Source organism: Enorma shizhengliae (assembly GCF_009676995.1).
Classification (GTDB): domain Bacteria; phylum Actinomycetota; class Coriobacteriia; order Coriobacteriales; family Coriobacteriaceae; genus Enorma; species Enorma massiliensis.
The window spans coordinates 158041-181991 of sequence record NZ_VTFZ01000001.1 but is presented as its reverse complement, the minus strand read 5'-3'; the positions used below and the strand labels follow the sequence as shown (position 1 = coordinate 181991).

Annotated in this window: 17 protein-coding genes; 11 read left to right on the top strand and 6 right to left on the bottom strand. The window is 61.9% G+C overall.

All coding sequences use genetic code 11. The features are described from left to right. Positions 1-33 precede the first annotated feature (33 nt). From GJE22_RS00705 to GJE22_RS00690, 4 genes are all read left to right on the top strand, one after another. Positions 34-807, top strand: a complete 774-nt coding sequence (locus GJE22_RS00705; RefSeq protein WP_186297354.1) for a MurR/RpiR family transcriptional regulator — start codon at positions 34-36, stop codon at positions 805-807. Between the two features lie 223 nt (positions 808-1030). Then, positions 1031-2380, top strand: a complete 1350-nt coding sequence (locus GJE22_RS00700) for a family 4 glycosyl hydrolase (protein WP_144687400.1) — start codon at positions 1031-1033, stop codon at positions 2378-2380. A gap of 60 nt (positions 2381-2440) precedes the next feature. Beyond that, on the top strand, positions 2441-4057 hold the full coding sequence (locus tag GJE22_RS00695; protein ID WP_144687402.1) for an alpha-glucoside-specific PTS transporter subunit IIBC: 1617 nt from the start codon (positions 2441-2443) through the stop codon (positions 4055-4057). A gap of 117 nt (positions 4058-4174) precedes the next feature. Then, on the top strand, positions 4175-4633 hold the full coding sequence (locus GJE22_RS00690; protein ID WP_144687404.1) for a hypothetical protein: 459 nt from the start codon (positions 4175-4177) through the stop codon (positions 4631-4633). Positions 4634-4820: 187 nt separating this feature from the next. On the opposite strand, the gene GJE22_RS00685 is transcribed toward GJE22_RS00690, so the two are convergent. After that, a complete protein-coding gene (locus GJE22_RS00685) occupies positions 4821-5804 on the bottom strand; it encodes a helix-turn-helix transcriptional regulator (RefSeq protein ID WP_195760765.1) in 984 nt (327 codons plus the stop codon). A 706-nt stretch (positions 5805-6510) separates the two neighbouring features. Here GJE22_RS00685 and GJE22_RS00680 point away from each other — a divergent pair. Continuing rightward, complete coding sequence (locus tag GJE22_RS00680; RefSeq protein WP_186297357.1) at positions 6511-8160, top strand: hypothetical protein; 1650 nt, start codon at positions 6511-6513, stop codon at positions 8158-8160. 144 nt (positions 8161-8304) lie between these two features. On the opposite strand, the gene GJE22_RS10205 is transcribed toward GJE22_RS00680, so the two are convergent. Beyond that, a complete protein-coding gene (locus GJE22_RS10205; protein WP_328597174.1) occupies positions 8305-8496 on the bottom strand; it encodes a VOC family protein in 192 nt (63 codons plus the stop codon). A gap of 266 nt (positions 8497-8762) precedes the next feature. On the opposite strand from GJE22_RS10205, the gene GJE22_RS00670 reads away from it, so the two are divergent. Beyond that, positions 8763-10112 (top strand): DUF2252 domain-containing protein, encoded by a 1350-nt coding sequence (locus GJE22_RS00670; protein ID WP_144687410.1) that lies wholly within the window; start codon positions 8763-8765, stop codon positions 10110-10112. 139 nt (positions 10113-10251) lie between these two features. On the opposite strand, the gene GJE22_RS00665 is transcribed toward GJE22_RS00670, so the two are convergent. Together GJE22_RS00665 and GJE22_RS00660 are read right to left on the bottom strand one after the other, a co-directional pair. Then, complete coding sequence (locus tag GJE22_RS00665) at positions 10252-12090, bottom strand: carbon starvation CstA family protein (protein WP_144687412.1); 1839 nt, start codon at positions 12088-12090, stop codon at positions 10252-10254. 437 nt (positions 12091-12527) lie between these two features. Further along, positions 12528-14531, bottom strand: a complete 2004-nt coding sequence (locus tag GJE22_RS00660) for a cation:proton antiporter domain-containing protein (RefSeq protein WP_144687414.1) — start codon at positions 14529-14531, stop codon at positions 12528-12530. 468 nt (positions 14532-14999) lie between these two features. On the opposite strand from GJE22_RS00660, the gene glmU reads away from it, so the two are divergent. After that, positions 15000-16391, top strand: a complete 1392-nt coding sequence (gene glmU, locus GJE22_RS00655; RefSeq protein WP_144687416.1) for a bifunctional UDP-N-acetylglucosamine diphosphorylase/glucosamine-1-phosphate N-acetyltransferase GlmU — start codon at positions 15000-15002, stop codon at positions 16389-16391. A 54-nt stretch (positions 16392-16445) separates the two neighbouring features. Next, a complete protein-coding gene (locus tag GJE22_RS00650) occupies positions 16446-17429 on the top strand; it encodes a ribose-phosphate diphosphokinase (protein WP_019127476.1) in 984 nt (327 codons plus the stop codon). Positions 17430-17736: 307 nt separating this feature from the next. On the opposite strand, the gene GJE22_RS00645 is transcribed toward GJE22_RS00650, so the two are convergent. After that, positions 17737-18717, bottom strand: coding sequence for a hypothetical protein (locus GJE22_RS00645; protein WP_235895734.1), 981 nt, complete (start codon positions 18715-18717; stop codon positions 17737-17739). Positions 18718-19114: 397 nt separating this feature from the next. Here GJE22_RS00645 and pth point away from each other — a divergent pair, with 397 nt between their 5' ends. The 3 genes from pth (at position 19115) to gltA (ending at position 22196) form a co-directional block, all read left to right on the top strand. Further along, positions 19115-19744, top strand: coding sequence for an aminoacyl-tRNA hydrolase (gene pth / locus GJE22_RS00640; protein WP_186297358.1), 630 nt, complete (start codon positions 19115-19117; stop codon positions 19742-19744). Positions 19745-19962: 218 nt separating this feature from the next. Continuing rightward, a complete protein-coding gene (locus GJE22_RS00635; RefSeq protein ID WP_144687418.1) occupies positions 19963-20799 on the top strand; it encodes a sulfide/dihydroorotate dehydrogenase-like FAD/NAD-binding protein in 837 nt (278 codons plus the stop codon). Beyond that, positions 20787-22196 (top strand): NADPH-dependent glutamate synthase, encoded by a 1410-nt coding sequence (gltA, locus tag GJE22_RS00630; protein WP_144687420.1) that lies wholly within the window; start codon positions 20787-20789, stop codon positions 22194-22196. Before GJE22_RS00635 ends, gltA begins: the two co-directional genes overlap by 13 nt. A 108-nt stretch (positions 22197-22304) precedes the next feature. Here the strand turns inward: gltA and GJE22_RS00625 are convergent, their stop codons facing one another. Then, on the bottom strand, positions 22305-23648 hold the full coding sequence (locus GJE22_RS00625) for a lipase family protein (RefSeq protein WP_144687423.1): 1344 nt from the start codon (positions 23646-23648) through the stop codon (positions 22305-22307). Positions 23649-23951: the final 303 nt, after the last annotated feature.

Below are 23951 nucleotides of genomic sequence, written 5' to 3'. Positions count from 1 at the left end.
GGAGGACATGGCGGCGGCGCAAGAGGAGTACGTATGCAGCATCGGTTTGAAGATCTGGTCAGCACGCATTTCGATACGTTGGGCGAAAACGACCTGCTCTGCCTGCGCTATGTGGCCTCGCATCGTGATGCGGTCTGCGACATGGGCATCGAGGAACTCGCCCACGCCTGCTCCGTGTCGCGCTCGACGGTCATGCGCTTCGCCCAGAAGCTCGGCCTGCACGGGTTCACCGAGCTCAAGACGCTCCTCAAATGGGAGCGCGACGCGGACCCACGCCCATCGCGCGACATGGTCGATGAGGCGTGCACAGCCAGCATCAGCGCAATCCGCTCGTTTCGCAACCTCGACTGCACCGACTTCTGCCACGACCTCGCACGGGCCCGGCGCATCTTCTCGTTCGGCACGGGCAACCTGCAGAAATCCGCCTGCCGCGAGTTCAAGCGCGTGCTTCTGGGCCTGGGCTACCTGGTCGACAACATCGCGGGCGAAAGCGAGCTGGCCAAGACCATCCCCCTCATGCGCTCGGACGACCTCGTCTTCATCGTCTCGCAGCGCGGCGAGTCCGACTACCTGCGCCGTGCAATCTCCCAGATCGCCGCCCGCGATGCCACCATCGCCTCGCTCACGCTCTCGAGCAACAACTACCTCGCCAACCATGCCAAGCACGCCCTGTTCGTACATCCGCAGCAGATCGAGGTCGGCGCGGCGACACCGTTTCACTCCAACGCCGCTGTCTTCTTCGTGGTCGAGCTCATCGGGGTGAAGTTCGCCGCCTACCTGCAGGAAGAACGCACAGGCACCGCGTAGGGCAGCGCCTCTCTATGCGGCCCAGCGACATCTTGTCGCCTACACGCACCGCTCCACCTCACCCCCCCCCGCACCATGTGAATCTTCACATTCGCTGTGAGAACTACCAGCTTTTGCCCAACCGCCCAAATTGGACATCTACGTGCACAAACACTGCCTGCAGCCCATACAATCCAAGCTAAAGCTAGCTTGTTGTATCGGTTTTTCACAGCGGGAGTCAATCATGAAGAAGTACAACGTCGTGCTCGTGGGAGGCGGCTCCATCCGCAACCCTGAGATGATGGCGACCCTCGTGCGCTACAAGGAGAAGTTCCCCATCGGTCGCTTCGTGCTCTACGACATCGACCAGAAGCGCCAAGAGATCATGGCCCAGTACGGCCAGATCCTGTTTCGCGAGTACTACCCCGAAATGGACGAGTTCATCTGGACCGATGACCCGGATGTCGCCTTCGCCGACATCGACTTCGCCCTCATGCAGATCCGCTCCGGCAACATGGAGATGCGTGAAAAGGACGAAAAAATCCCCCTCAAGCACGGGCTCGTCGGCCAGGAGACCTGCGGCGCGGGCGGCTTCGCGTACGGCCTGCGCTCCATCCCCGAGGTCATCGAGATCATCACGAAGATCCGCGAGCTCTCGCCCGAGGCGTGGATCATCAACTACTCCAACCCGGCCGCCATCGTTGCCGAGGCCACGCGCCGCGTGTTCCCCGATGATTACAAAATCCTGAACATCTGCGACATGCCCATCGCCATCATGGAGCGCTATGCCGAGATGCTCGGCTGCTCGCGCCACGATTTCGAACCGCGCTACTTCGGCCTCAACCACTACGGTTGGTTCACACACGTCTACGACAAGAAGACGGGCGAGGACCTGGCACCGCGCATCAAGCAGTGTTTGCTGGACGGCTACACCTTCGGCCTCGGCAACGAGGAGCACACGCTCGACGCCTCCTGGATCGAAACGTACAATACCATGGCCGATATACTGCGCGACTTCCCCGAGTACCTGCCCAACACGTACCTCAAGTATTACCTCTACCCCAACCGCGTCGTCGCGCACTCCGACCCCAACCACACGCGCTATGACGAAATCATGGAGGGCAAGTATCCGCGCGTACACAAGAAGCTCAACGAGATCATCGAGGCGAATGCCGTCCGCGGCACCAAGTACGACCTCGAGAACACGACCTCGGTCCACGCGTCATACATCTTCGAGTTGGCCACGAGCATCTTGAACAACGAGAACGAGATTTTCCTCATCATCGTCAAGAACAACGGTACGATCCCCAACCTCGACCCGGATGCCATGGTGGAAGTCGCCTGCCGCGTGGGCATCAACGGGCCCGAGCCGCTCTCGATGGAGCCCATCGGCACATTCTACAAGGGCATGATCGAGAGCCAGCACGCCTACGAGCGCCTGGCGGTGGACGGTCTGTTCGAGAAGGACAAGGGCAAGCTGCTGCAGGCCCTGACGCTCAACCGCACCATCTCGGATGCAGACCGGGCGCGCGCCGTACTCGACGACCTCATCGAGGCCAACAAGGGCTACTGGGGTGCCGACTTCTGCGCATAAACCCTGCGCGCTGTCGCCGGCGCGCACGTCACCTACCCGATGTGTTAAGAGGGGTGTGTTATGAAAGGAACGTTAATCGAGAAGTTTCAGCGCTTCGGCGGGGCTATGTACACGCCGGTTGTGCTGTTCACCTTCCCGGGCATGATTGTCGGTCTGTGCGCGATCTTCCGCAACGCGTCCATCATGGGCGGACTCGCGGCCGACGGCACCATGTGGAGCCAGATCTGGTACATGATTTACGAGGGTGCGCAGATGGTTTTCCGCCAGATGCCACTACTCTTCGCCATGGCCCTGCCCATCGGCCTGGCCAAGAAGCAGGCGGGGCGCTGCGTCTTTGAGGCCATCGCCGTCTATTTGACCTTCAACTACTTTCTGTCGGCCATCCTTACCAACTGGGGCACGAGCTTTGGCATCGACTTTGCCAACATGACGACCGACGACACCGGTATTACGCTAGTCGCGAGCATCAAGACGCTCGACACCGGTATCGCCGGCTCGCTCATCGTGGGTGCCATCGTGGTGTGGCTGCACAACCGATTCTACGAGTTCAAGTTGCCCGAGTGGCTTGGCGTCTTCAAGGGTGCGGCCTTCATCTACGCGCTCGGCTTCTTCGCGATGATTCCGCTGGCTCTCGCCTTCGCCATCATCTGGCCGCAGATCCAAATCGGGTTCGAGAACATGCAGACCTTCTTCATGAACAGCGGCGTGTTTGGCGTGTTCTGCTACACCACCCTGTCGCGCCTGCTCATCCCCGTGGGCCTGCACCACTTCATCTACATGCCGTTCAACTACGGCGACGCCGTGGTGGCCGGCGGCCTCAAGGCCTACTGGTCCACGCACGTGATCGAGTTCTCGCAGTATCAGGGCAACCTTGCCGATGTCTTCCCCGAGGGCCGCTTCCTCACGCTCGGCTACGCCAAGGTCTTCGGTTCGCCCGGAATCGCCGCCGCGTTCTACTTCACCTCGCCCAAGGAGAAGCGCCCGCAGGTGCTCGCCATCATGCTCCCCGTGACGCTGACCGCCGTGGTCGCCGGCATCACCGAGCCCATCGAGTTCACCTTCCTGTTCGTCGCGCCGCTCCTGTTCGTGGTCCACAGTGTGCTCGCGGGTGCCCTGGCCGCCGTCGAGTGCCTCTTCGGCGTGGTCAACGGCTCAGCCGGCAACCTCATCGAGTTCCTGCTCATGAACTGGATCCCGCTGTGGAGCACCCAGAGCGCCATGTGGATTAAGCAGATCGTCATCGGTCTCGTGTTCACAGGCATCTGGTTCGTCGTCTTCTACTTCCTCATCATCAAGCTCGATCTCAAGACCCCGGGCCGCGAGGAAAACGAGATCAAGCTCTACAGCAAGGCCGAGTACCGCGAGCGTCAGGCTGCGCTGGCTGTGGAGGCAGCTGGCGGTGCGGGTGCCACCGGGGCGACCGCTTCCCCCGACGACGTGAACGGTCTCAAGGCGGTCGAGTTCCTCATGATGCTCGGCGGTGCCGAGAATATTGTCGACGTGACCAACTGCGCGACCCGTTTGCGCGTCACCGTCAAGGACGGCACCAAGGTGTGCCCCGCTGACGACTTCAAGACCGCCGGTGCCTACGGCCTCGTGGTCAACGGCAACGCCGTGCAGGTTATCGTGGGCATGGATGTTTCCATCGTACGCGAACGCTTCGAGAACCTGCTGTAGCCGCACATAACGATCGTGACGGGCACGGCGCCATGGAGCGCTGGCCCGTCACGGCACCAACCTCTCCCCTGCATCTTTACCTGCATGCCCACCGAACAACCGCTGAAAGGACCGACTATGAGCCTTCGTCTCGGAGCCATCGCAAAACCACGCAACCTGATGCTTGCCGCCATCGTGCTACTTGCCGCCTCCGTCGTGTTCTTTGCTGTTTCCGTCCAGGCCATGGCGGCGGCATCCGGAGCGGATCTGTTCACCGTGCTCGAAACCAACCCCATCGTGAGCGCAGACCTGTTGGCGACCTGCGGCAAGGTGCTTTCAGCCATGGTGTTATTCAGGCTGCTCGATAACCAAGACGAAGGAGCCTTCCTTACCGTGCCGTGTGGGCTGCTTGCCGTCTCGCAGTTCATGGTACAGAGCTACTTGGTGGCAATGTTGCTCGCACTCGTAGCCGTGCAAAGCGGTCTTGACCTGCAAGGCTCTGCCAAGCGCGAGCTGGCTCGCGAAAGCGTGCTGCCAACGATCATCCTCTTGTTGCATGTGTTTATCTTAGTGGTAAACCTGTGCATTGCGGTGTAGTGGGCAGTGGGCCAGCCTCATCACCGGTAGGCTCGGACCGGCCCTTCTAACTGAAGACCCCGCCTGCCGCTATTGAATTGTGAGCAGACGGGGTCTTCATTATGTGTTGACTTGGCCGCGCGCTTCGTCGTGCCCACCCCAGCCAGGCGCCCCAGCCGCGCGGGCAAGGCCCATGCACCTAGCCCAGCTATCTCAGCAGGTATTGCGCCAAATCCCTGCGGGCATTGATCCCGAGTTTATGGAACGCGCTGTTTAGATGGGCCTTTACGGTATTTGACGAGATGCCCAAGTGGGCACCAATCTCTTTATTCGACCAATCACGGGCAGCAAGCATCGAGACGACGAACTCGGTCGTGGTCAGGTTATCCGCCACCATGTCGCCAGTCGCCGGATTGTGGACGGCAATCCATCCGTCGGAAAAGCGATACGCAAGGTCGATGATCTGCTTGAATTCGTCGGGCCACTCCTGTTGCAGCGTCGCCTCCAACAGGCCTCCCAGCAATCCATGGTGTTCGCCGAACGCCTCAACAAGCCCGTCGGGCTGGGCGATATGCCATGCGATAAGCAGCTGTTCGCGTGCCTCGTCGGGCTTCCGCAGCGCCATATAATCCATCGACGCCGCCAGCCGCAGGTAGATCTCCGGAATAGGATACGTGGCTGCCTGGCCCATGAGCGCCGCCTCGATCACGCCGAGGCTCCGCGCATAATCGCCATCCAGATACAGCCGATGCGCGTGGACATACAGCGCAAACGCCCTCAGTCCCGGCGGAAGAAGCGCGAGAAACTCCTTCATGGGCGGCGCTTCCTGCGGCAACGGCAAATGGAGCAACGTCGCCGCCGTATATCCCACAAAGGCGTTCAGTGCCCTACCGTGTGCGGGCGAGATATCGGAACGCTCCTGCAGCGCCTCGTGTATTTCGTTCAGTGCCATGCGCGATTGCGCCGCTTGGCCGAGTGTTAGGTTCGCGTAGGCGTAAATCAGGCAAGCCGAAAGCCGAACCGCGGGGTCCGCGTGCGCAAGCAGCTCCCGAGCTTCGCGCGCCGCCTCCTCTGCGCTGCCGCTGAAGTAGCGGTACTCGGCACGCGCAACGGCAAGCATGCCCGGATCATCGAGACCCTCCACCGCGCGCTCGCACTCCCCCGGCACGAACGGCGTGTTCATAAGGGGCATCAGGCGAGACAGAACGCTCGGCGCTCTCTCGGCAGAAGCAGATGAGACGTCGGCATCGCGCGCGGCGCTTGTCGCAGGATCAGGCTCGTCGGCGCGCATCGAAGCGAGGGGCCGAGCCCGGCCGGGTCCGCCCGCGGAGCCATCGGCTCGTTCACAGCAGTCTTCACCGGCTCGCTCGCAGCGGGCTTCACCTGCTGGGCCATCGACATGGCCAGCATCGTCAGCATGGGCCGAACCGGCGCACACAGAACTAGGAGCCACGGGGACAAATGGCTCGGACGGCATTCGGCGCGGCCTACTTGGCTTTGGAGCACCAACGGGAATCATCCAGGCTCTGCCAAATTTACGAGCACCCTCCACGCGCCCTTCGGAGCACAAGCGCTGTACGCGGCGGCTCGAGACGCCCCACGCCTCGGCTACCTCCCGGATGCCTTGATACTCCATTGTGTTGTCCCCTCTCCAATATCGTTGACCTCATTGTATTCGCCAATGCGAACACATAGACCGAAAACCTCGTCAAACGGAGGTGTTGGAGGTGTGAGGCCTCTGAAAGAATAGCTATGGTACGGAAGCGCCGAAACTCGGCGCAGGAGTAGGAAGCGGGTGCATCGCCATGAACTCAACGACCAGCGGAACGAGGCGGCGCCGGCTGGCGTGCATGGTGATCGCATCACTCGTTTTAGTCGCAGCGTATTTAGCCGCGCCCATGAGCGCGCAAGCAATCGAAACGTACAACTTATATGTATCAGGAATACAGGTCACGAGCGATAACGCCAGCGATGTTTTAGGTGATGGCACGGTATCGTACGACGCCGCCACAAACACGCTGACGCTCAACGGCGCACAGCTCGAAGCACCCGCCTCGGGAGACGATGTAGCGCTGCGCAACAACATGGATGAATTGACCATTCGACTCATGGGGGACAATACAGCAGCGAGCTCACGCAGCCGCGCAATCTATTCAATAGGTGCTACGAGCCTCACATTCGTTGGCGTTGACGGCGGAACGCTTGCCGCCACCAGCCCCGTAGGCAACGCCATTCAAATTGATAATGGCGCGGATGCAATCATCGATGGCTGCACCATCTGGGCAAATTCTGGTGATGGAGGCGGACTGCTTGCTCCTACAGGAAATTTGAAGATACAGAACAACGCGAACGTCTATGTTGAAGGAGACCAAAACCCTACAACCCCTTATTCGAGCAGCGCATTGGTTGGAAGAGATGGCATCACCATCTCCGACAGCTACGTCGAAGTGTTCACGAGCGCTGGCGAGGCGAACGCTATACATACCGGCGGGTCCATCTCCATCGAGAACTCAACCGTAGAAGTTGCCTTAACATCAGACCCGTATTATCCAGCACTGTACTGCATCGGCTCTGCAACCATAACGAACTCAACCATCGAAGCGGAGTGCGCAGCGAACAAAAGCATATACGTACTCGACTCCTTAACAGTGGCGGACTCGAGGGTAACGGCCACCAGCACAGAAGATACCGCTATTTACGTGGCTACTACCCTCTCAATCGCAAACTCGACGGTAACGGCTACCAGCGGCGACCCCAACGGTTCTCCCGCCATATACGCAGGCCCCATCTCCGTCGCAGCCTCCACCGTTACGGCGCGAGGCGGCCTGCACCCCTATAGGGCCCTGTACATAGAGCCAACAGCAGGCAAGCTTGTCGAGCTCAAGGTTGACGAAGCGAATTATGACGGATCGGCTGCGGCACATTATGACGGGGGAGGCGGCTCACCGTACAACGCCGCAACGACGGTCACCGGCTCCGGTGTTGAACAGATCCGCTCGTACCGCTACGTCTATATCGGCGAGCATGTGCACGAGGGCGTCGTGGCAACATGCTCCGCGCCCGCCACGTGCGACGATTGCGGCAGAGCATATGGCACTACGGACCCCAACAACCATGCATGGGGAGAGCCCACATGGAGCTGGGCTGAGGATGGATCTGCTTGCACGGCAACCATCACCTGTGCACATGACGCATCTCACACGCAAACCGCCCAGGCAACCATAACGTCATCGGTGCAAACACCCGCCACCTGCACCGAGCAGGGCGTGACCGCCTACGCCGCCACCGTGACTGTGAACGGCACGACGTACACCAGCACCAAGGCCATATCGGACATTCCCGCACTTGGACACTCGTTTGAAAACGGCGCCTGCACCGTCTGCGGCGCAGCCGACCCAGATGCCCAGCCCGCCAAACAAGATGCCGACAACAACCTCGTTGCAACCGGCGATGAAAGCAGCGCACTCGTAGGCACCCTGCTCGCAGCAGGAGCCGTAGCCGTCACCACCGGAGCAATCTTGCGGCGCAAAGCCCAGAACTCCCACTAGGCAACAGCGCGCCGTCTTTCGCACGACAACCCGAGCCGCGCGCCACGCCTCAACTTGCATCATCTCCCGCACGCCGCGTCCGCAACGGGGGCACGTGCAGCGGGCTCGCGTACCTGATAAAACCGGGTACGTGAGCCCGCTCCCTCAGAATAGGCAACGGCGCGATCCCCGCTCGCGCATCCCTAGGCGATGATTTCCAAACGTTAGGAAATACGTGCGCAGGCCCGTCTTCGGGTTATGGTAGCCATCATTTGGCACTGCCCCGAAATACGTCTCGAAAAACGCCCGGGCGCCCTCGAGGTCGTTCACATACAACGCAGCGTGCTCGATGCGCATCGCGCCATCTCCTCCTCTTTCTCCGCGACAACAAGCCATGCCTCCAGCCAGATTGGCTGAGCGCCCTTATCGCACGGCACACTGGGACAACGCACGCGCGCATCAAACGCCTCTCGCCCCCGGACTCGCCCGCCCCCACTCCCCCATTTCATCCGCCCCTCACCTCTTCGTTGAATCCACGTCGCATCGCGCCCACGCTGCAAGAGCGTCCCGCCTTGTACGACAATGGTGGAAGCACAAGCGCCCACACGGAAACCGGGGGACCTATGGCCAATATCGACACACGCAAACAGCCCGACCTCGAAGCTTTTGGCGTATGGGAGGTCCAAACGGGCCGCATCGATGCCATCGAGCTCATTGAAGAGCAATCCGCCACGCGCGTGCCCGAGCTTGTGCCGCTTCGCTACGAGCGCATGGGCGCCTCGCCTTTCACGTTCTTTCGCGGCACGGCCATCATCATGGCGCACGACCTCTCCACGCAGCCGGTCAGCGGCATCGAAGTGCAGTGCATCGGCGACGCGCACATCGCGAACTTCGGCGTCTTCTCGAGCCCCACGCGCCATCTCGTGTTCGATGTTAACGACTTCGATGAAACCGCGCCGGGCCCATGGGAATGGGATCTCAAGCGCCTCGCCGCGAGCGTCGAGATTTGCGGGCGCGGCCGAGGCTTCGCCAAGAAAGACCGCCGAGACGCCGTGCGCGCCTGTGCTAAGCAGTACCGCCGCTCGCTCTGCAGCTTCGCCAAGATGGGGGAACTCGATGTGTGGTATGCGCACCTTGACGTAGAGCAGGCGCTCGATGAGTTTGAGCGCGACCTCCATGGCAAGACCGGGCGCACCGTGCGCCGCGCAGTTGAGAAGGCGCGCCAGAAGGATAACCAGCGCGCCGCCGATAAGCTCGCCCATCGAGTCGGCGATGCGCTGCGCTTCAACTCGCAGCCTCCCGAACTCGTACCCCTTAGCGACCTTGAGGCGCTCCAGGGCTACACCGACAGCAACGAACTTTTTGCAGCCTTGCAGGAGCTGCTTGACTCCTACCTCGCAAGCCTCCCCTACGACCGGCGCATGTTGCTGGAGCACTACCATGTGCACGACGCCGCGCGCAAAGTCGTGGGTGTGGGCAGCGTGGGCACGCGTGCATGGATCGCGCTGCTCGCCGGTAAAAACGCCGACGACCCGCTTATCCTGCAGGCCAAGGAGGCGAGCGAGTCCGTAGTCGAGCGCTTCTGGCGACCCGCGCCCTTCGCGAGCCATGCCGAGCGCGTGGTGCAGGGGCAGAAGCTCGTCCAAAGCACAAGCGACATCTTGCTCGGGTGGACCAAAGCCACCGCGCCCGACGGCACCGCGCGCGATTACTATGTACGCCAGCTCTGGAACGGTAAGGGGTCAATCGACCTTGAGCGCATTGGTGCCGGCAGCTTGGAAAGCGTCGCCCGCTTGTGCGCCCACGCGCTTGCGCACGCACACGCCCGCACCGGCGACGAATTGGCCATATCGGCCTATCTGGATGACGGCGACGCGTTTGAGGACGCGCTCTGGAACTTCTCGCAGGCATACGCCAACCAGAACGAGGCCGACTACGAGGTCTTCATCGCTCGCCACGGCACGCGGGCGTAGTGAATGAAGCCATTTCTTGGCAACCGGGCGCCTCAAATTGACTCAGCCCGAAACCAACAAGCCGCGAAGGGCGCCTGCACCCTTCGCGGCTTATCTCGTCGGAAGAAATGATAAAACGAACCGGGTTCGTTTTATCAATTTAGGCTTGAGCCTTGGCGCCGTCGGCCGGAGCCTCGGGGCGCTCACCATGGCCGTAACGAGCCTTACCCATCTGCGACCACTCGGGCTCCTCGTCGGGGATGGAGCCGGCTTCCTTGGTGAAGAGCTCCTTCAAGCAGTTGTATGCCACGAAGATGCCCAGGATCACGATGAGGATTGCGAACACGAGCTGCAGACCGGAAGTCGCGATGACCGCCATGCCGCCGGTAGCGAGCGCGTTCGCGCAGCTGATGATGCTCTGCACAAGCGAGGTGAACGTGCAGGCAAGCAAGAACGCCACGGGAACGTAGAGCATGAAGCCCTTGCGGCCGGTGCACTTGCAGAACACCGCGAGCGTAATCATGGTCATGCCGCCAAGCAGCTGGTTGGACGCGCCGAAGAGCGGCCAGATGTTGTTGTAGCCGCCAAATGCGAGCGCGAAGCCGAGCGCCAGCGTGAGCACGGTGGCACCCCAGGTGTTCGAGAAGACCTTGGCAAGGCCGGTATTCTCGGCTGCCACGTCCTCGGCGGCGTCGTCGCCCTTTGCGAAGAACTCCTGGAACGAGAGGCGGCCAATGCGCGCCACAGCGTCAACCGAGGTCAGCGCGAGCGCGGAGACGCACATGGTCATGAACACGGTGGCAAGCGTCCCGTTCACGCCGAAGGCCATCATGCCGCGCGCCACACCCTGCGAGAAGATCTGGAACGGCGTGCCCTGAAGCGCACCGGCGGCGCCGGTGTTGTTGATCTGGGAGTACATGATGGCGGCCACCACGATGGCGAGCACACCCACGAAGGACTCGACGATCATGGCGCCGTAGCCCACGACGACGGTATCCTGCTCCTTCTCGACCTGCTTGGACGAGGTGTTGGTGGAAACGAGGCTATGGAAGCCAGAGAGCGCGCCGCATGCGACCGACACGAACAGCAGCGGGAACAGATAGCTGCCGTTTGCAGCGAGCGCCGAGATGTCGGCGACCATCGGGGCGGTCATCGTGGCCTCGCCATTGGCGCCGAGCACGAAGATGCCGAGCACCGCGCACACGATCATGACGATCATCATGATGCTCGTGAGGTAGTCACGCGGCTGTTTGAGGGTCTGGATGGGCATAGCTGCAGCAAACAGCAGGTACACCGCGATGACCGCGAACCAGCCAAACTTGCTCAGATACACCGGGAACTGCATGCCCACGGCGAACATGAGAACGAAAAGCACCACAGCGAGCAGGAGCTCTTTCCAACCGCTAAGGCCGAACTTGCGGTTGATCCAGCCGAATGCGATAGCAACGAACGTGAAGAGGATCGAGATGGTGCCCGCCGTGCCGCCGGCATAGGAGGCGGCCGCGTCCACGGCGCCATCGGCGGCGAAGGTGGCCTGGAAGGTGCCAGCGACCATGTCCACGAAGGCCGCGATCACGATAATGGTGAACAGCCAGCTAAAGAGCAGGAACAGGCGGCGTCCCGTGCGACCGATGTACTTGTCGATGAGCTGGGCGAGCGACTTGCCGTTGTTCTTCACGCTGGCATAGAGCGCACCGAAGTCGTGCACGGCGCCGAAGAAGATGCCGCCCACGAGCACCCACAGAAGCACCGGCAGCCAGCCGAACATCATCGCCGCGATAGTACCCGTGACCGGGCCCGCACCGCAGATGGAGCTGAACTGGTGCGAAAACGCCGTGAAGCACGAGGCGGGCGAGAAATTCTTGCCGTCCTCCATGCGCTTGGCAGGGGTAAGAGCCTCGCGGTCGATCCCCCAGGTCTTTGCCAGCCATCGACCATATACGAGGTAGCCGGCGGCAAGCACCACCGCGGCCACCACAACGACGACCATTCCGTTCATGACACGTTCCTTCCCTCGGAGCCCCGAAGATGATGCGATCTACATGCGCGCCCGCCGGCTCACCGGCCTGGACGCATCGCGCGAGCACGGGCAGATACAAAAAAGCGAGGGCCTCGATATACGACGGCCCTCGCCTTACAGCCGCCCGCGATGAGCGCGGGCTGGCGATATACCAAACCCGCGCTAGCTAATAATCTCACCCGAAATTAGTAGGTAAGCATGCATCGCAGAGCAACCTTTCGTTCTATCGAGCGCGGCCCCGTGCCGCCCTCGCTGCCCTTTCGGCGAACTAGATTGTGTCGCTTTAGTTGAGTGGAGTCAAGAAATGTTACAGGACTGTTGCAGGCTGACGTCTTGTCAAGCACGGAGGAGGAGAGGTTCTGGTGGTGGTAAGCCCGGCAGCGAGGGCGAATTCATCGGGTGGGTCCACCCCGCCGCTACGCGAACAGCTTCGCTGCGGCCTCCACCTGCTCCACGGTGCCAACGAGACCAACCTTATCGCCCTTGTGCAGCTCGGTCCGCGCATCGAGGAACAGCGTCACCTCTCCTCCGCGGCGGAGCGCCACCGCATTGACACCCGTCTTTGCGCGCAGATCAAGGTCGGCAAGGGTGCTCCCAGCGGCCGTACTTGCCTCGCCCACCAGCACCCACTCGAGCTCCACCTCGGAAAGCGACGCCACCAGGCGCTCGAAAGCACGCCGTCGCGCACCCTGCGCGTTATCGCCCAAGGCCTCGTAACCGCTTGCACGCAGCTCGTTCGCGTAATCCTGAATTTGGCGGGGCGTGTAGCCCAAATCGATGAGCGTATGGCGCATAAGCTCGATACCGCCCTCGAGCTCCGGCCTCACGACCTCGTTGGCGCCAGCGGCCACGAGCGCCTTCAGGCCGTCTTCGTCCTCGGCACGTGTCACGATGTGCAGACCAGGCGCGAACAGGCGCGCTTCGTAGGCAATCGCCTCGGCCGCCGCGTCTCCGCCGCCCGCGATCACGAGCACGCGCGCTGCATCCAAGTGGGCGTGGGCCAAAATCTCGGAATTGGCCGCATCTCCCACCAGCACGCACAGCCCATCCGCCTCTGCCTCCTCCGCCGTTTCCAGCTCGCGCTCTACGACCAAACACGGGATATCGAGATTCTTGAGCACCTCGGTCACGCACCTGCCCGCGTGCCCATACCCCACCACGACCACGTGATCGCGCACGTCGCTCGACGGCTCCTCAAACTGGCGCACATGGCGCTCGTACAGGGCAGCGAGCCGCGCATGCTTGCGCATCCACCCCTCGATGGGATCGATGAGCTTGAACGCGAACGAATTGAGCGCGATCGACACCACGGCGCCACCCAAAATGAGCGTGTACTGCTCGGCGGTGAGAATCCCCAGCCCCATACCGGTCTGTCCGATGATGAACGAGAACTCGCCAATCTGCGCGAGCCCCGCCGCCACCGTGAGCGTGCCATGCAATCCAGCCGAGAGCACTACGCCGAGCACCATGTTGATGAGCCATTTGCCCACCATGATGAGCGCTACGAGCGCGATAAGCTCTCCCACATGCGAAGCGAGGGTCACCGGATTGACCATCATGCCCACCGAAGCGAAGAAGATGATGGAGAAGAGATCTTTGAAGGGGATGGCCTCGGCAGCCACGCGATGCGAGAGCTTGGACCCGCTCACCACCACGCCTGCCAGGAAGGCCCCAAGCGCTACCGAGAGATCGAACAGCAGCGAAGCCGCCATGGCCGTGCCGAGCGCGATCACCACCACGGCCAACTGGAAGAGCTCGCTGGGGCAGAAGCGCGCGATCTTACCGAGCACCCACGGCAGCACGCGCGAGCCCACCACGAGCATAAGCAGCACGAACGCCACCGTTTTAAGCAGAGCTTCGGCAAGGCCCGCCGCCAGCTCGGCGCCCGAGGTCTCGCCCGGGCCGAAGACCACCGGCAGCACCACCAAAATCACGACCGTCGCCAGGTCCTCCACGATGAGCCACCCCGTCGCCACACGGCCGCCATGGCTCTGGTACAGGCCCGCGTCCGTCAGGTTCTTGATGAGGACCACCGTCGACGCGATGCTCACCGAAAGGCCGAGCATGATGCCCGCCTCGGGCGTCCATCCGAACGCCTGCGCCAACGCATACCCCGCCACGGTACCCACGGCTATCTGCAAGATAGCTCCCGGCACCGCGATGCCTTTGACCTCGAAGAGGTCCTTGAGCGAGAAATGCAGGCCCGTGCTGAACATCATGAACATGACGCCGACCTCGGACAGCTGGTTCATGGCATCCGAATCGCCGATGAAGCCCGGCGTAAATGGGCTCACCACGAGCCCGCCAACAAGATAGCCCACGATGGGCGGCAAGCGAAGCGCACGCGCCACAACGCCGCCGGCAAATGCCGCGACGAGCGCGAACACAAAGGTCATAAGCAGAATGGTATCCCCGTGCATATCTCTCCAAATGTTCAAGCGAAAATAGACCGCGCAGCGCGGGCCCTGCGAGCATGTGCTATTGGTCTACCCAAAATCAGAGCCTGCCATCCGGTCGGGCTGCGTGCCTAGTGCTTCGCCACCGCGCAGCACCTCGCCGCGCCGCCGACCTCGCACGCTACGCCGCGGGACCGTGCGCCCGCCGCCCCGCCGCTGGTTCCGCGCCCTCACACCGCGCGATCGGGCCGCAACCGCCCTCCGCTCCTCGCGCCTCCCCCACGCAACCGCGCAGCGCCTGCGCATTCGCTGTGACGTTTGGCGCTTGGCCCTCCTTGTTGCCCCCGCATACTTGCCCGCTAAGGTATCATCCAAGTGACATCCTGCTCGATTTGAGTCACATTCTTGGTGCAGCGCCCCGCGCGCAGCCGCGTGAACCGCCTCAAGCCGAGCGCTTCGGCATTGTACGGTACGCGCAATTCGGGGGAGTTCATGGAAGCAACTGCCATCATTCTTGCTGCGGGTGAGGGCACCCGCATGAAATCAAACCATGCTAAGGTTGCCCACAAGATTCTGGGCAAACCGATGATCGAATGGGTGGCCGACGCGGCGATTGCCGCCGGCTGCCAGCGCATCATCGTGGTCGTGGGCAGCCACGCGCAGGAAGTGCGCGACATCATCGACGCCTCCTATGCGAGCGCCGCGGTGTCCATCGAATGCGTGGAACAGGCCGAACGGCTGGGAACGGGCCATGCCGTCAAGGTCGCCCTCTCGGCATGCGGCATCTCGGAAGGGCCGGTCGTGGTGCTCAACGGCGATCTGCCGCTCATCCAGCCCGAAACCATCCAGCGATTCGCCGAGACCGTCGCCACCGGAAAAGCCGCGGGCGCCGTGCTCTCGATGCTGCCGCCCGATTCCTTCGGCTACGGCCGCATCGTGCTCGACGACGCAGGCGCCCTCATCGAGATCGTCGAACAGAAAGACTGCACGCCCAGCCAGGCTGCCATCCAGGAATGCAACGCCGGCTGCTACGCCTTCGACGGCGCCCTGCTCGCCGCCCACATCGACAAGATCAACAACGACAACGCCCAGGGCGAGTACTATCTGCCTGACATGCTCGCCATCCTGCGCGAGGCCGGGCAGCGCGTGACCTCCTTCTGCTGCGATGACTATCGCGACGGCCTCGGCGTCAACAGCCGCGCGCAGCTCGCCGAACTCACCGCCATCGCGCGCGATCGCATCAACGAGACCCTCATGGCGGAGGGAGTTACCTTTATCGACCCCGCCCTCGCTTGGATCGGGCCGGATTGCACCATCGGCCGCGACACGGTAGTGTGGCCGCTCACCTTCATGGACGGCACCTGCCGCATCGGCGAAGGCTGCGAGGTTGGCCCCAACACGCGCCTCACCAATGTGACCTGCGGCAACGGCTGCTCGCTTAACGAAACCGTTGGCATCGATGTCGTCATCGAGAACGAGGTCACCGTGGGGCCGCGCGCCTATCTGCGGCCCGGCACGCACCTGCTCGACCGCGCCCATGTGGGCACGCATGTCGAAATCAAGAAATCCACCATCGGCGAGGGCTCCAAGGTCCCCCACCTCTCGTATATTGGCGACACCACCATGGGCGCGGGCGTAAACATCGGCGCCGGCTCCATCACCTGCAACTACGACGGCGTCCACAAGAACCCGACCACCATCGGCGACAACACGTTCATCGGATCGGACACCATGATGGTCGCGCCCGTGAACATCGGGTCGAACGCGGTGACGGGCGCCGGCGGCACTATTACCAAGGATGTTCCTGACGGTGCGCTTGCTATCGAGCGCACCGAGCAGCGCATCATAACCGGCTACTCCGAGCGCAAGATCGCGCGGCAGTAACGGTATCTATTGGCCTCGAACGTTACATCAGTCGAGCAGAAGGAGAAGGGGAACATGCCCATCAACGACCCATCGAAGACGTGTGCCATGCAGAAAACGCTGCGCCTGTACTCGGGCACAGCGAACAGGCCGCTAGCAGAAAAGGTCGCGGACCTATTGGGGGTCGAGCTCTCGGGCCTGGCACTCGAAAAGTTCGCCAACGGCGAGATCTACGCGCGCTTCGATGAGACGGTGCGCGGCGCCGACGTGTTCTTCATCCAGTCCATCTCGGGCGACGTCAACGACGCGCTCATGGAGCTGCTCATTGCCACCGACGCCGCGAAGCGCGCCTCGGCCCGCACTATCACCGCGTGCATCACCCACTACGGCTACGCGCGCCAGGACCGCAAGGCCGCGCCGCGCGAGCCCATCACCGCACGCCTCGTTGCCAACCTGCTCGAGCGCGCAGGCGTTGACCGTGTCATCACGCTCGACCTGCACCAAGGGCAGATCCAGGGCTTCTTCGACATCCCCGTGAACCACCTCTCCGCGCTGCCGCTCTTTGGCGAGTACTACAACAACATGCACTTCGATACCGACAACCTTGTTGTCGTGTCTCCGGACGTGGGACGCGCCAAGGCTGCGAAGAAGCTCTCTGACATGCTCGATTGCTCGCTCGCCATCGCGCACAAGGGCCGTCCGCGCCACAACGCTGCTGAGGTCATGGGCATCATCGGCGATATCGAGGGCAAAACCTGCATCATCAACGACGACATGATCGACACCGCGGGCACGCTGTGCGCAAGCGTGCGCGAGCTCAAGAAGATGGGCGCTGGCGATATCTACGTGTGCGCCACCCATGGTATCTTCTCCGGCCCCGCCATCGAGCGCCTGAATGACGCCCCGATCGTCGAGTGCGTGGTCACGGATTCCATCCCCGTCGAGGCTGCCGGCAAGATCAAGACCATCACGGTGGCAGACGAGTTCGCCAACGCGATCGCGGCCGTGTACGACGAGGAGAGCGTCTCCAAGCTCGTCGGCGGCGACTTCGCGATGTAAGACATCCGCAATCGCAACGCCTGCAAAATAGGGGCCGCGGCATATGCCGCGGCCCCTATTTTGTGTTCAGAGCAACTTTTTTTCAATAAATCCAATTTTTCTGGCAGTTATTTCAACTATGAACGATTTGGCAGCCGCTGCGACGCCCGCCATAGCTTTTTGACACCAACGCACCTAGCAAAATGCCTGGTTTTTGTCGCTTATTTGACGGTTCCGCCATCCAGCTGCTGACGATGCTCGCCACATCGCCTGTGCAATCGTTCATAGTTGAAATAACTGCCAGAAAAAGCGGCATTTGAAAGAAAAATTACGCGGGAGGAAGTCCGCTCCCCGCCCGCAAGCCATTGAGCCATGCTGTCTGACGCTGGCGGACGCCAGAGTATCGATACCGGAGCAGGCCACCAGCCGCCTTATGAATCGAACGGGCAATTGCTTCCAAAGCAACAATGTCACGCATCTGGTCTCGATTGATAACGAGCACCGTAACACCCATACCCTTGAGACCGTTGTTGCGCTGCCCGTCATGAATCCGACGGTTCTCCTCCTCGTGCCCGATTCCGTTGTACTCCGTATCAATATGGGCAGCAGGAATGTACGCATCGCACACAGCATACGGCACCCCTGACGCCATATGAAGCGAAGTGGTATCGAAGTCAATCCGATGATTGAGCAGCATGCCTCCCTTCAGGGACGAAATCCCGAAAGCTCCGAATCGCAAGGGCGGGGCAAACATCCCATACATGATCGACTCGGCTGGCGACCTCGAGCCCGTCGCTGCAAGACGTACGGCAGTTCTAAAGTTGGCGTACTCGCTGCTCTTTGCATAACGCGCCATTGCCTGAAGCTCTTTTATTGTCACTACCGGCTCACTTGGATAGTGAATCTGCTCAACAGACTTTCTTTCAACCTCATCGGGCCAGACCCCGCACCACGCGATAGGAAATGTGGCCTCTGGCGGCAGCGAATAGGAGCCCAACAGTTCAAGCAACAGAACGAGGATCTCAGGAACGGATCTGCCACGCGAGCACCTCAGCGCCGTGTACGCCGGAGAAGAACAATACACCCCAGGGGCAACGCGCATAATCGCACCAAGCGGCAGCGGGCCGGGACACACATGGCAAAGCATCGGCGCTCGGGCGCGCCGCGCGCCCGCGCTCGCTACGAGCACGTGGAGCCCCTCGCTTTCATTGGGTGCCCACATGCCCAAGCGTGCTAAATCATCAAGATCAACCATATCCGCGTTGGGCACGCAACCCTCGATCGCATGGCGTTGCTCAACGCGGCCCACAGCGCCCCATGGCAAAGAGCCGTACGCGCGGCGGGCGGAACGCACGCCTCGCAAAGCGGAAAAGTCTATGATCACAAGTGCTTCCATGTACGAACGGTATCACATGGGCACCCGCGCTCATTCACCATATCGCATCCCTACAAAAGATATACCCCGAGTACATTTTGATGGAACCAGGACGAACGCGAACCAGATCCATACGCGAAACGCACGGGCGCTCCCAATGCGTAGCTGCGCGCTCGAGCTACGTCCCGTCATCCGGACGATTTAGGACATTCGGCGGACATGTCCTAAATCGAGGCGCTTCGTGTCCAAAACAGCGATAATTTGTCCACAATGAACGAGAATGGTGCGGGGATCTTACGCGATGGACCTCCATCACAGAAAAGGAGCTTGCATGGCGGCAGCACAACCAATGCCCATCCGCATGGTCGCAGGCCTGGGCAATCCTGGCGAAGAATACGCTAACACCCGGCACAATGCTGGGTTTAAAACGGTAGACGAGCTAGCTCGCCGCGCCGGTGTGTCGTACTGGAAAAACCAGCTGGGCGCCGAGGTCGCCACGACCAAGGTGCGCGATACGGAAGCCGAGGGCGGCGTACGCGAGGTCCTGCTCGTAAAGCCGCAAAGCTTCATGAATACGAGCGGCGGCCCCATCTCCAAACTCTGCCGTGAGTACGGCATCAAGCCGGAGGAGATCCTCGTCGTCCACGACGAGCTCGACATCCCCGAGGGCGACGTGCGTGTGAAGGTCGGCGGTGGCCACGCTGGGCACAACGGCTTGCGCTCGATCATCGACAAGCTGGGCAGCCGCGACTTCAGCCGCATCCGCACGGGCATCGGCGAGCCTCCGGGCCGCATGCCCACGGCCGATTTTGTGCTCAAGCAACTGCGCGGCAAGGACGCTGAGGCCTTCGACGACACCGTCATGCGCGCGGCAGACGCCTGCGAGCTCGCACTGGCGCAAGGCGTCATCTATGCCCGGGACCACGTGAACGGCGCCGCTGCGAACAACGGCAAGCACTAAATACCGGCGCTGCGCCCAGCGCGCCAACCCCTCAAACCGCATGCGTCACGCATGCGCCGCTCATCCGATACCTGCCACCCACTTGCATTGAAAATGCAGGCAGCGGGGTATAATCGGTTTTGTGTGTGCAGGCAGGAGCCCGGTATGCGCGCAGCCCGTCCTTCTAGGCCGAGCAGCATGCACCGCAGCCTCCCTGCCTCGTATGAGAGAGGGGTTCTATGTTCAAGATCCTGAAGAAGACGCAGTTCTCGGAGAAGGTCTTCGAGTTCCGCGTCCACGCACCCAGGATGGCCAAGCATGCCCATGCCGGTCAGTTCCTCATGGTGCGCATCAACGAGACGGGCGAGCGTGTCCCGTTCACCTTTGCCAACTGGAACCCGGAGGAGGGTTGGATCGAGTTCATCTTCATGGTCGTGGGCAAGACGACCCAGTGCCTCTCTGAGCTCAACGAAGGTGACGAGATCCAGGACATCACCGGACCGCTCGGCTGCCCGACCGAGATCGAGGGCGACCGCGTAGCCGTCGTTGGCGGCGGCGTGGGCCTCGCCATCGCCTATCCGGTCGCGCGCACCCTCTGCGAACAGGGCAAGAAGGTCTCGGTCATCATGGGCGCCCGCAACAAGGACCTGCTCATCCTCTTCGAGCAGTTCGCGTCGCTGCCGCTCGAGAACCTCTTCATCACCACGGACGACGGCTCCATGGGCGAGAAGGGCGTCGTAACCCTGCCGCTCCGTCGCCTCTGCGAGACCGACTCCATCGATTCGTGCTTCTGCGTGGGCCCCGTCCCCATGATGAAGTTCTCGACCCTCACCTGCCGCGAGTTCAAGATCCCCATCGTCGCGAGCTTGAACCCCATCATGGTCGACGGCACCGGCATGTGCGGATGCTGCCGCGTCGAAGTGGGCGGCGAAACCAAGTTCGCCTGCGTCGACGGCCCGGATTTCGATGCGAGCCTCGTCGACTGGGACGACCTCGCCCATCGCCAGGCCAGCTACAAGGCCGAGGAAGCCGCTTCCATCAAGCATCATGAGGAGGACTGCGCATGCCAGAAGTAAAGTACCGCCCCAATATCGGAGCTCCCCGCACCCCCGCGAACGAGGAGCCCGCAGAGGAGCGCGCTCATGATTTCCGCCCGGTCGACACGGGCTACACCAAGGCCGATGCCATCGCCGAGGCAAACCGCTGCCTCGACTGCAAGAAGCCGCTCTGCATGAACGGCTGCCCGGTAGGCGTCCATATCCCGCAGTTCATCGAGAAGATTCGCGAAGAGGACTGGGCGGGGGCGCTCGCGACCATCAAGGCCGACAACCTGCTCCCCTCCGTCTGCGGCCGCGTGTGCCCGCAGGAGAACCAATGCGAGGGCAAGTGCATCCTTGGCCGCAAGGGCGAGCCCGTGGCAATCGGCCAGCTCGAGCGCATGCTCGGCGACATGGCCGATGAGGTGGGCGAGGCTCCCGAGTGCAAGCCGTCCAACGGCAAAAAGGTTGCCATCGTGGGTTCTGGCCCCTCTGGCATCGCCTGCGCCGGCGAGCTCGCGCGCGAGGGCTTCGACGTTACCGTGTTCGAAGCGTTCTTCACCGGTGGCGGCGTGCTCACCTACGGTATCCCGGAGTTCCGCCTGCCCAAGGAGATCGTCAAGCGCGAGATCAAGGGCCTGGAGGAGCTGGGCGTCCACTTTGAGTACAACTCGGTCGCCGGCCGCCTCTTCGATGCCGACGAGCTCTTCAACGAGGACGGCTTCGACGCCCTCTACCTGGCCGTGGGCGCGGGCCTTCCGCGCTTCCTGCACGTCGACGGCGAGAACCTGCCCGGCGTGTACTGCGCCAACGAGTACCTCACGCGCACGAACCTCATGAAGGCGTACGAGTTCCCCGAGTACGACACGCCTATCCGCCATGGCAAGAACGTCGTCGTGTTCGGCGGCGGCAACGTAGCCATGGACGCCGCGCGCACCGCACTTCGCCTGGGCGCCGAAAAGGTCACCCTCGCCTACCGCCGTACCGAGGCCGAGATGCCCGCGCGCCGCGCCGAGATCCATCACGCCAAGGAAGAGGGCGTTGAGATTCTCGAGCTTTGCAACCCGCTGCGCTTCCTGCCCGGCCCGGACGGCTTCGTCTCGACCATTGAGCTTCAGCGCATGGAGCTTGGCGAGCCCGATGCGAGCGGCCGCCGCCGTCCCATCCCCATCCAGGACTCCGAGTTCGCCATCCCCTGCGACGTCGCGGTCACGGCCATCGGCACGCGCGCGAACCCGTTCGCAAAGCTTTGCGCCGACGTCGAGCTCAACCGTTGGGGCCTCATCGAGACCGACGAGAACGGACGCACCTCCAATCCGCGCGTCTGGGCTGGCGGCGACATCGTGACCGGTGCCGCAACCGTCATCCTGGCCATGGGCGCCGGCAAGAAGGCCGCTGCCGATATCAAGGAGAAGCTGCTCAGCGAGGAGGCGTAATCGCCACCCCGCGAACCTCGCAGCTTGATTGCGCATGATGCACGAGGGCCGCTGCTGGAACATCCGGCAGCGGCCCTTGGTTTGATGCAACGGCCCGCAAGTTTCGCCCTAAGAGCTGCGAAGGTCGTCCGCATCGATCACCTGCATCCATGCGATATACACGCCAGGATAATGTCCGTACAGCACCCGAACAGGGTCAAGGTCCACAGCGAGATCCTGTATAAGCGAAGCTATGCCACCTGCAGAAACAAGGTCGTCCTGCGTAGGAATCTGCTCACCCAGCTTCTCGATGAATGCATCTACCTGCGCACGGTCCTCGGGAACATACGGGCACTCCGCGCCCACGTTTTCCTCAAACGCAGCCCGCATATCAGCGTAATGGTCGTTAAAGGTCGCATCGCCGTACCCCGGAAGCCACAGATCGCGCCCGTAGCGTGTATAGCCCCATGAGGCAAGCGGCAGGCGCGGCACCAGGTCGCTCGGGTTCATGATATTGAAAATGTTGTTGTAGAGCGCCTCTCCCGTATTGTCGAACTGGGTTACCTCGGGCGTCGCGAACGTGTAACAGTAGATGTTCTCAAGCGTCGTGAGCGGGCGCAGGCCGGAGGTCATGTCGTCTGCGTAGGATGCAGCCAGATTCGCCGTCGCCGCGCCTCGCGAGTGGCCCGTGAAAAGCAGCGCCACCTGCACATCGGGGTTTTCGCTGTACTCCTCGGTCAAGCGAGTGGAAAGGTCCTCGATAATCTCGTCGGCTGCGCGCATAAACCCCTCATGGTCGATGGCATCCATGTCGTAATCGGCTGCATTGCCCATATTGAAATCGCTCAGCCACTCTGCGCCGTAGCTTCCGCGAATGGAAACGAGGTAGAGCACCTTCTCCTCGCCCGTACTGCTCGTTACATGCTTGGTTGCCACGGAATATGCCACTACATCGTCTGTGCCAGCGAAGAAATCGATTACCTCGTCAAAGACCTCGCTGCGGTACTGGTACGATGCGGTCGAGATTTCCTCGAAGCCAAGCGCGCCAAGCGCGTTCTCCATATAAGCGGGAGCATCCGACCCCTCTTGGTAATAGGAGGATTCCGCATTTGCTACGGCCGAGAGCACCGAGCATGTGGTTGCCAGCTCATGGTTGTAGGCCGTTGGATCCTGGAAGAACCAGTCGTCGTCCCAGGAAACCTCGGCCGCCACGCGCTGACCTTCGGTTGCAGCCATACTCGTGAACTCGATCTCCGCGGTAAACGCTCCCGAGCGCTTTGACGACCCCTCGATGGGCGTAGCCACAGCGGGCGCTTCGATGGTTGCCAGACCGAGTCGCTCTTGCTCGAGGCGGTTGCGCACCGCCACGGCAATGTACGCGCTAAAGCCAAGCGCGAGCACGAGCAGCGCCGCCGCGATACGCACGAACCACGGATGCCGCTTGCGGAACGGCGGCTTATCGGATGCAGACATAGATTCCCCCGTTATTCAGCATGAACAGTTCGAGTATATGCGGTATGGCGCCAACCTTGCCGTTGGGCTTCAACCGGTAGTTGTAGCAGGCCTGGAGCCTCAGCGCCCTGCTCCGACACATCCTGCCTTAAGGAGCGATACCGAACCACGAACAGCGCCTGCAATGAGGTGCAAAAAGCGCCGGCGGCCCGGAAACACCGAACCGCCGGCGCTCATGCGTCGCAGTAGATGCGTGTCAAAGCCTGCTCATGCACCAAACCCTGTTCATGCATCAAACCCGGTGCGTATCAGAGCCGGTGCGCG

What these genes read in the sequence shown, in the direction of transcription:
- GJE22_RS00705 (WP_186297354.1), top strand. Translation starts at nt 34, where the DNA reads ATGCAGCATCGGTTTGAAGATCTGGTCAGCACGCATTTCGATACGTTG.
- GJE22_RS00700 (WP_144687400.1), top strand. Translation starts at nt 1,031, where the DNA reads ATGAAGAAGTACAACGTCGTGCTCGTGGGAGGCGGCTCCATCCGCAAC.
- GJE22_RS00695 (WP_144687402.1), top strand. Translation starts at nt 2,441, where the DNA reads ATGAAAGGAACGTTAATCGAGAAGTTTCAGCGCTTCGGCGGGGCTATG.
- GJE22_RS00690 (WP_144687404.1), top strand. Translation starts at nt 4,175, where the DNA reads ATGAGCCTTCGTCTCGGAGCCATCGCAAAACCACGCAACCTGATGCTT.
- GJE22_RS00685 (WP_195760765.1), bottom strand. Translation starts at nt 5,804, where the DNA reads ATGCCCCTTATGAACACGCCGTTCGTGCCGGGGGAGTGCGAGCGCGCG.
- GJE22_RS00680 (WP_186297357.1), top strand. Translation starts at nt 6,511, where the DNA reads ATGAGCGCGCAAGCAATCGAAACGTACAACTTATATGTATCAGGAATA.
- GJE22_RS10205 (WP_328597174.1), bottom strand. Translation starts at nt 8,496, where the DNA reads ATGCGCATCGAGCACGCTGCGTTGTATGTGAACGACCTCGAGGGCGCC.
- GJE22_RS00670 (WP_144687410.1), top strand. Translation starts at nt 8,763, where the DNA reads ATGGCCAATATCGACACACGCAAACAGCCCGACCTCGAAGCTTTTGGC.
- GJE22_RS00665 (WP_144687412.1), bottom strand. Translation starts at nt 12,090, where the DNA reads ATGAACGGAATGGTCGTCGTTGTGGTGGCCGCGGTGGTGCTTGCCGCC.
- GJE22_RS00660 (WP_144687414.1), bottom strand. Translation starts at nt 14,531, where the DNA reads ATGCACGGGGATACCATTCTGCTTATGACCTTTGTGTTCGCGCTCGTC.
- glmU (WP_144687416.1), top strand. Translation starts at nt 15,000, where the DNA reads ATGGAAGCAACTGCCATCATTCTTGCTGCGGGTGAGGGCACCCGCATG.
- GJE22_RS00650 (WP_019127476.1), top strand. Translation starts at nt 16,446, where the DNA reads ATGCCCATCAACGACCCATCGAAGACGTGTGCCATGCAGAAAACGCTG.
- pth (WP_186297358.1), top strand. Translation starts at nt 19,115, where the DNA reads ATGGCGGCAGCACAACCAATGCCCATCCGCATGGTCGCAGGCCTGGGC.
- GJE22_RS00635 (WP_144687418.1), top strand. Translation starts at nt 19,963, where the DNA reads ATGTTCAAGATCCTGAAGAAGACGCAGTTCTCGGAGAAGGTCTTCGAG.
- gltA (WP_144687420.1), top strand. Translation starts at nt 20,787, where the DNA reads ATGCCAGAAGTAAAGTACCGCCCCAATATCGGAGCTCCCCGCACCCCC.
- GJE22_RS00625 (WP_144687423.1), bottom strand. Translation starts at nt 23,648, where the DNA reads ATGTCTGCATCCGATAAGCCGCCGTTCCGCAAGCGGCATCCGTGGTTC.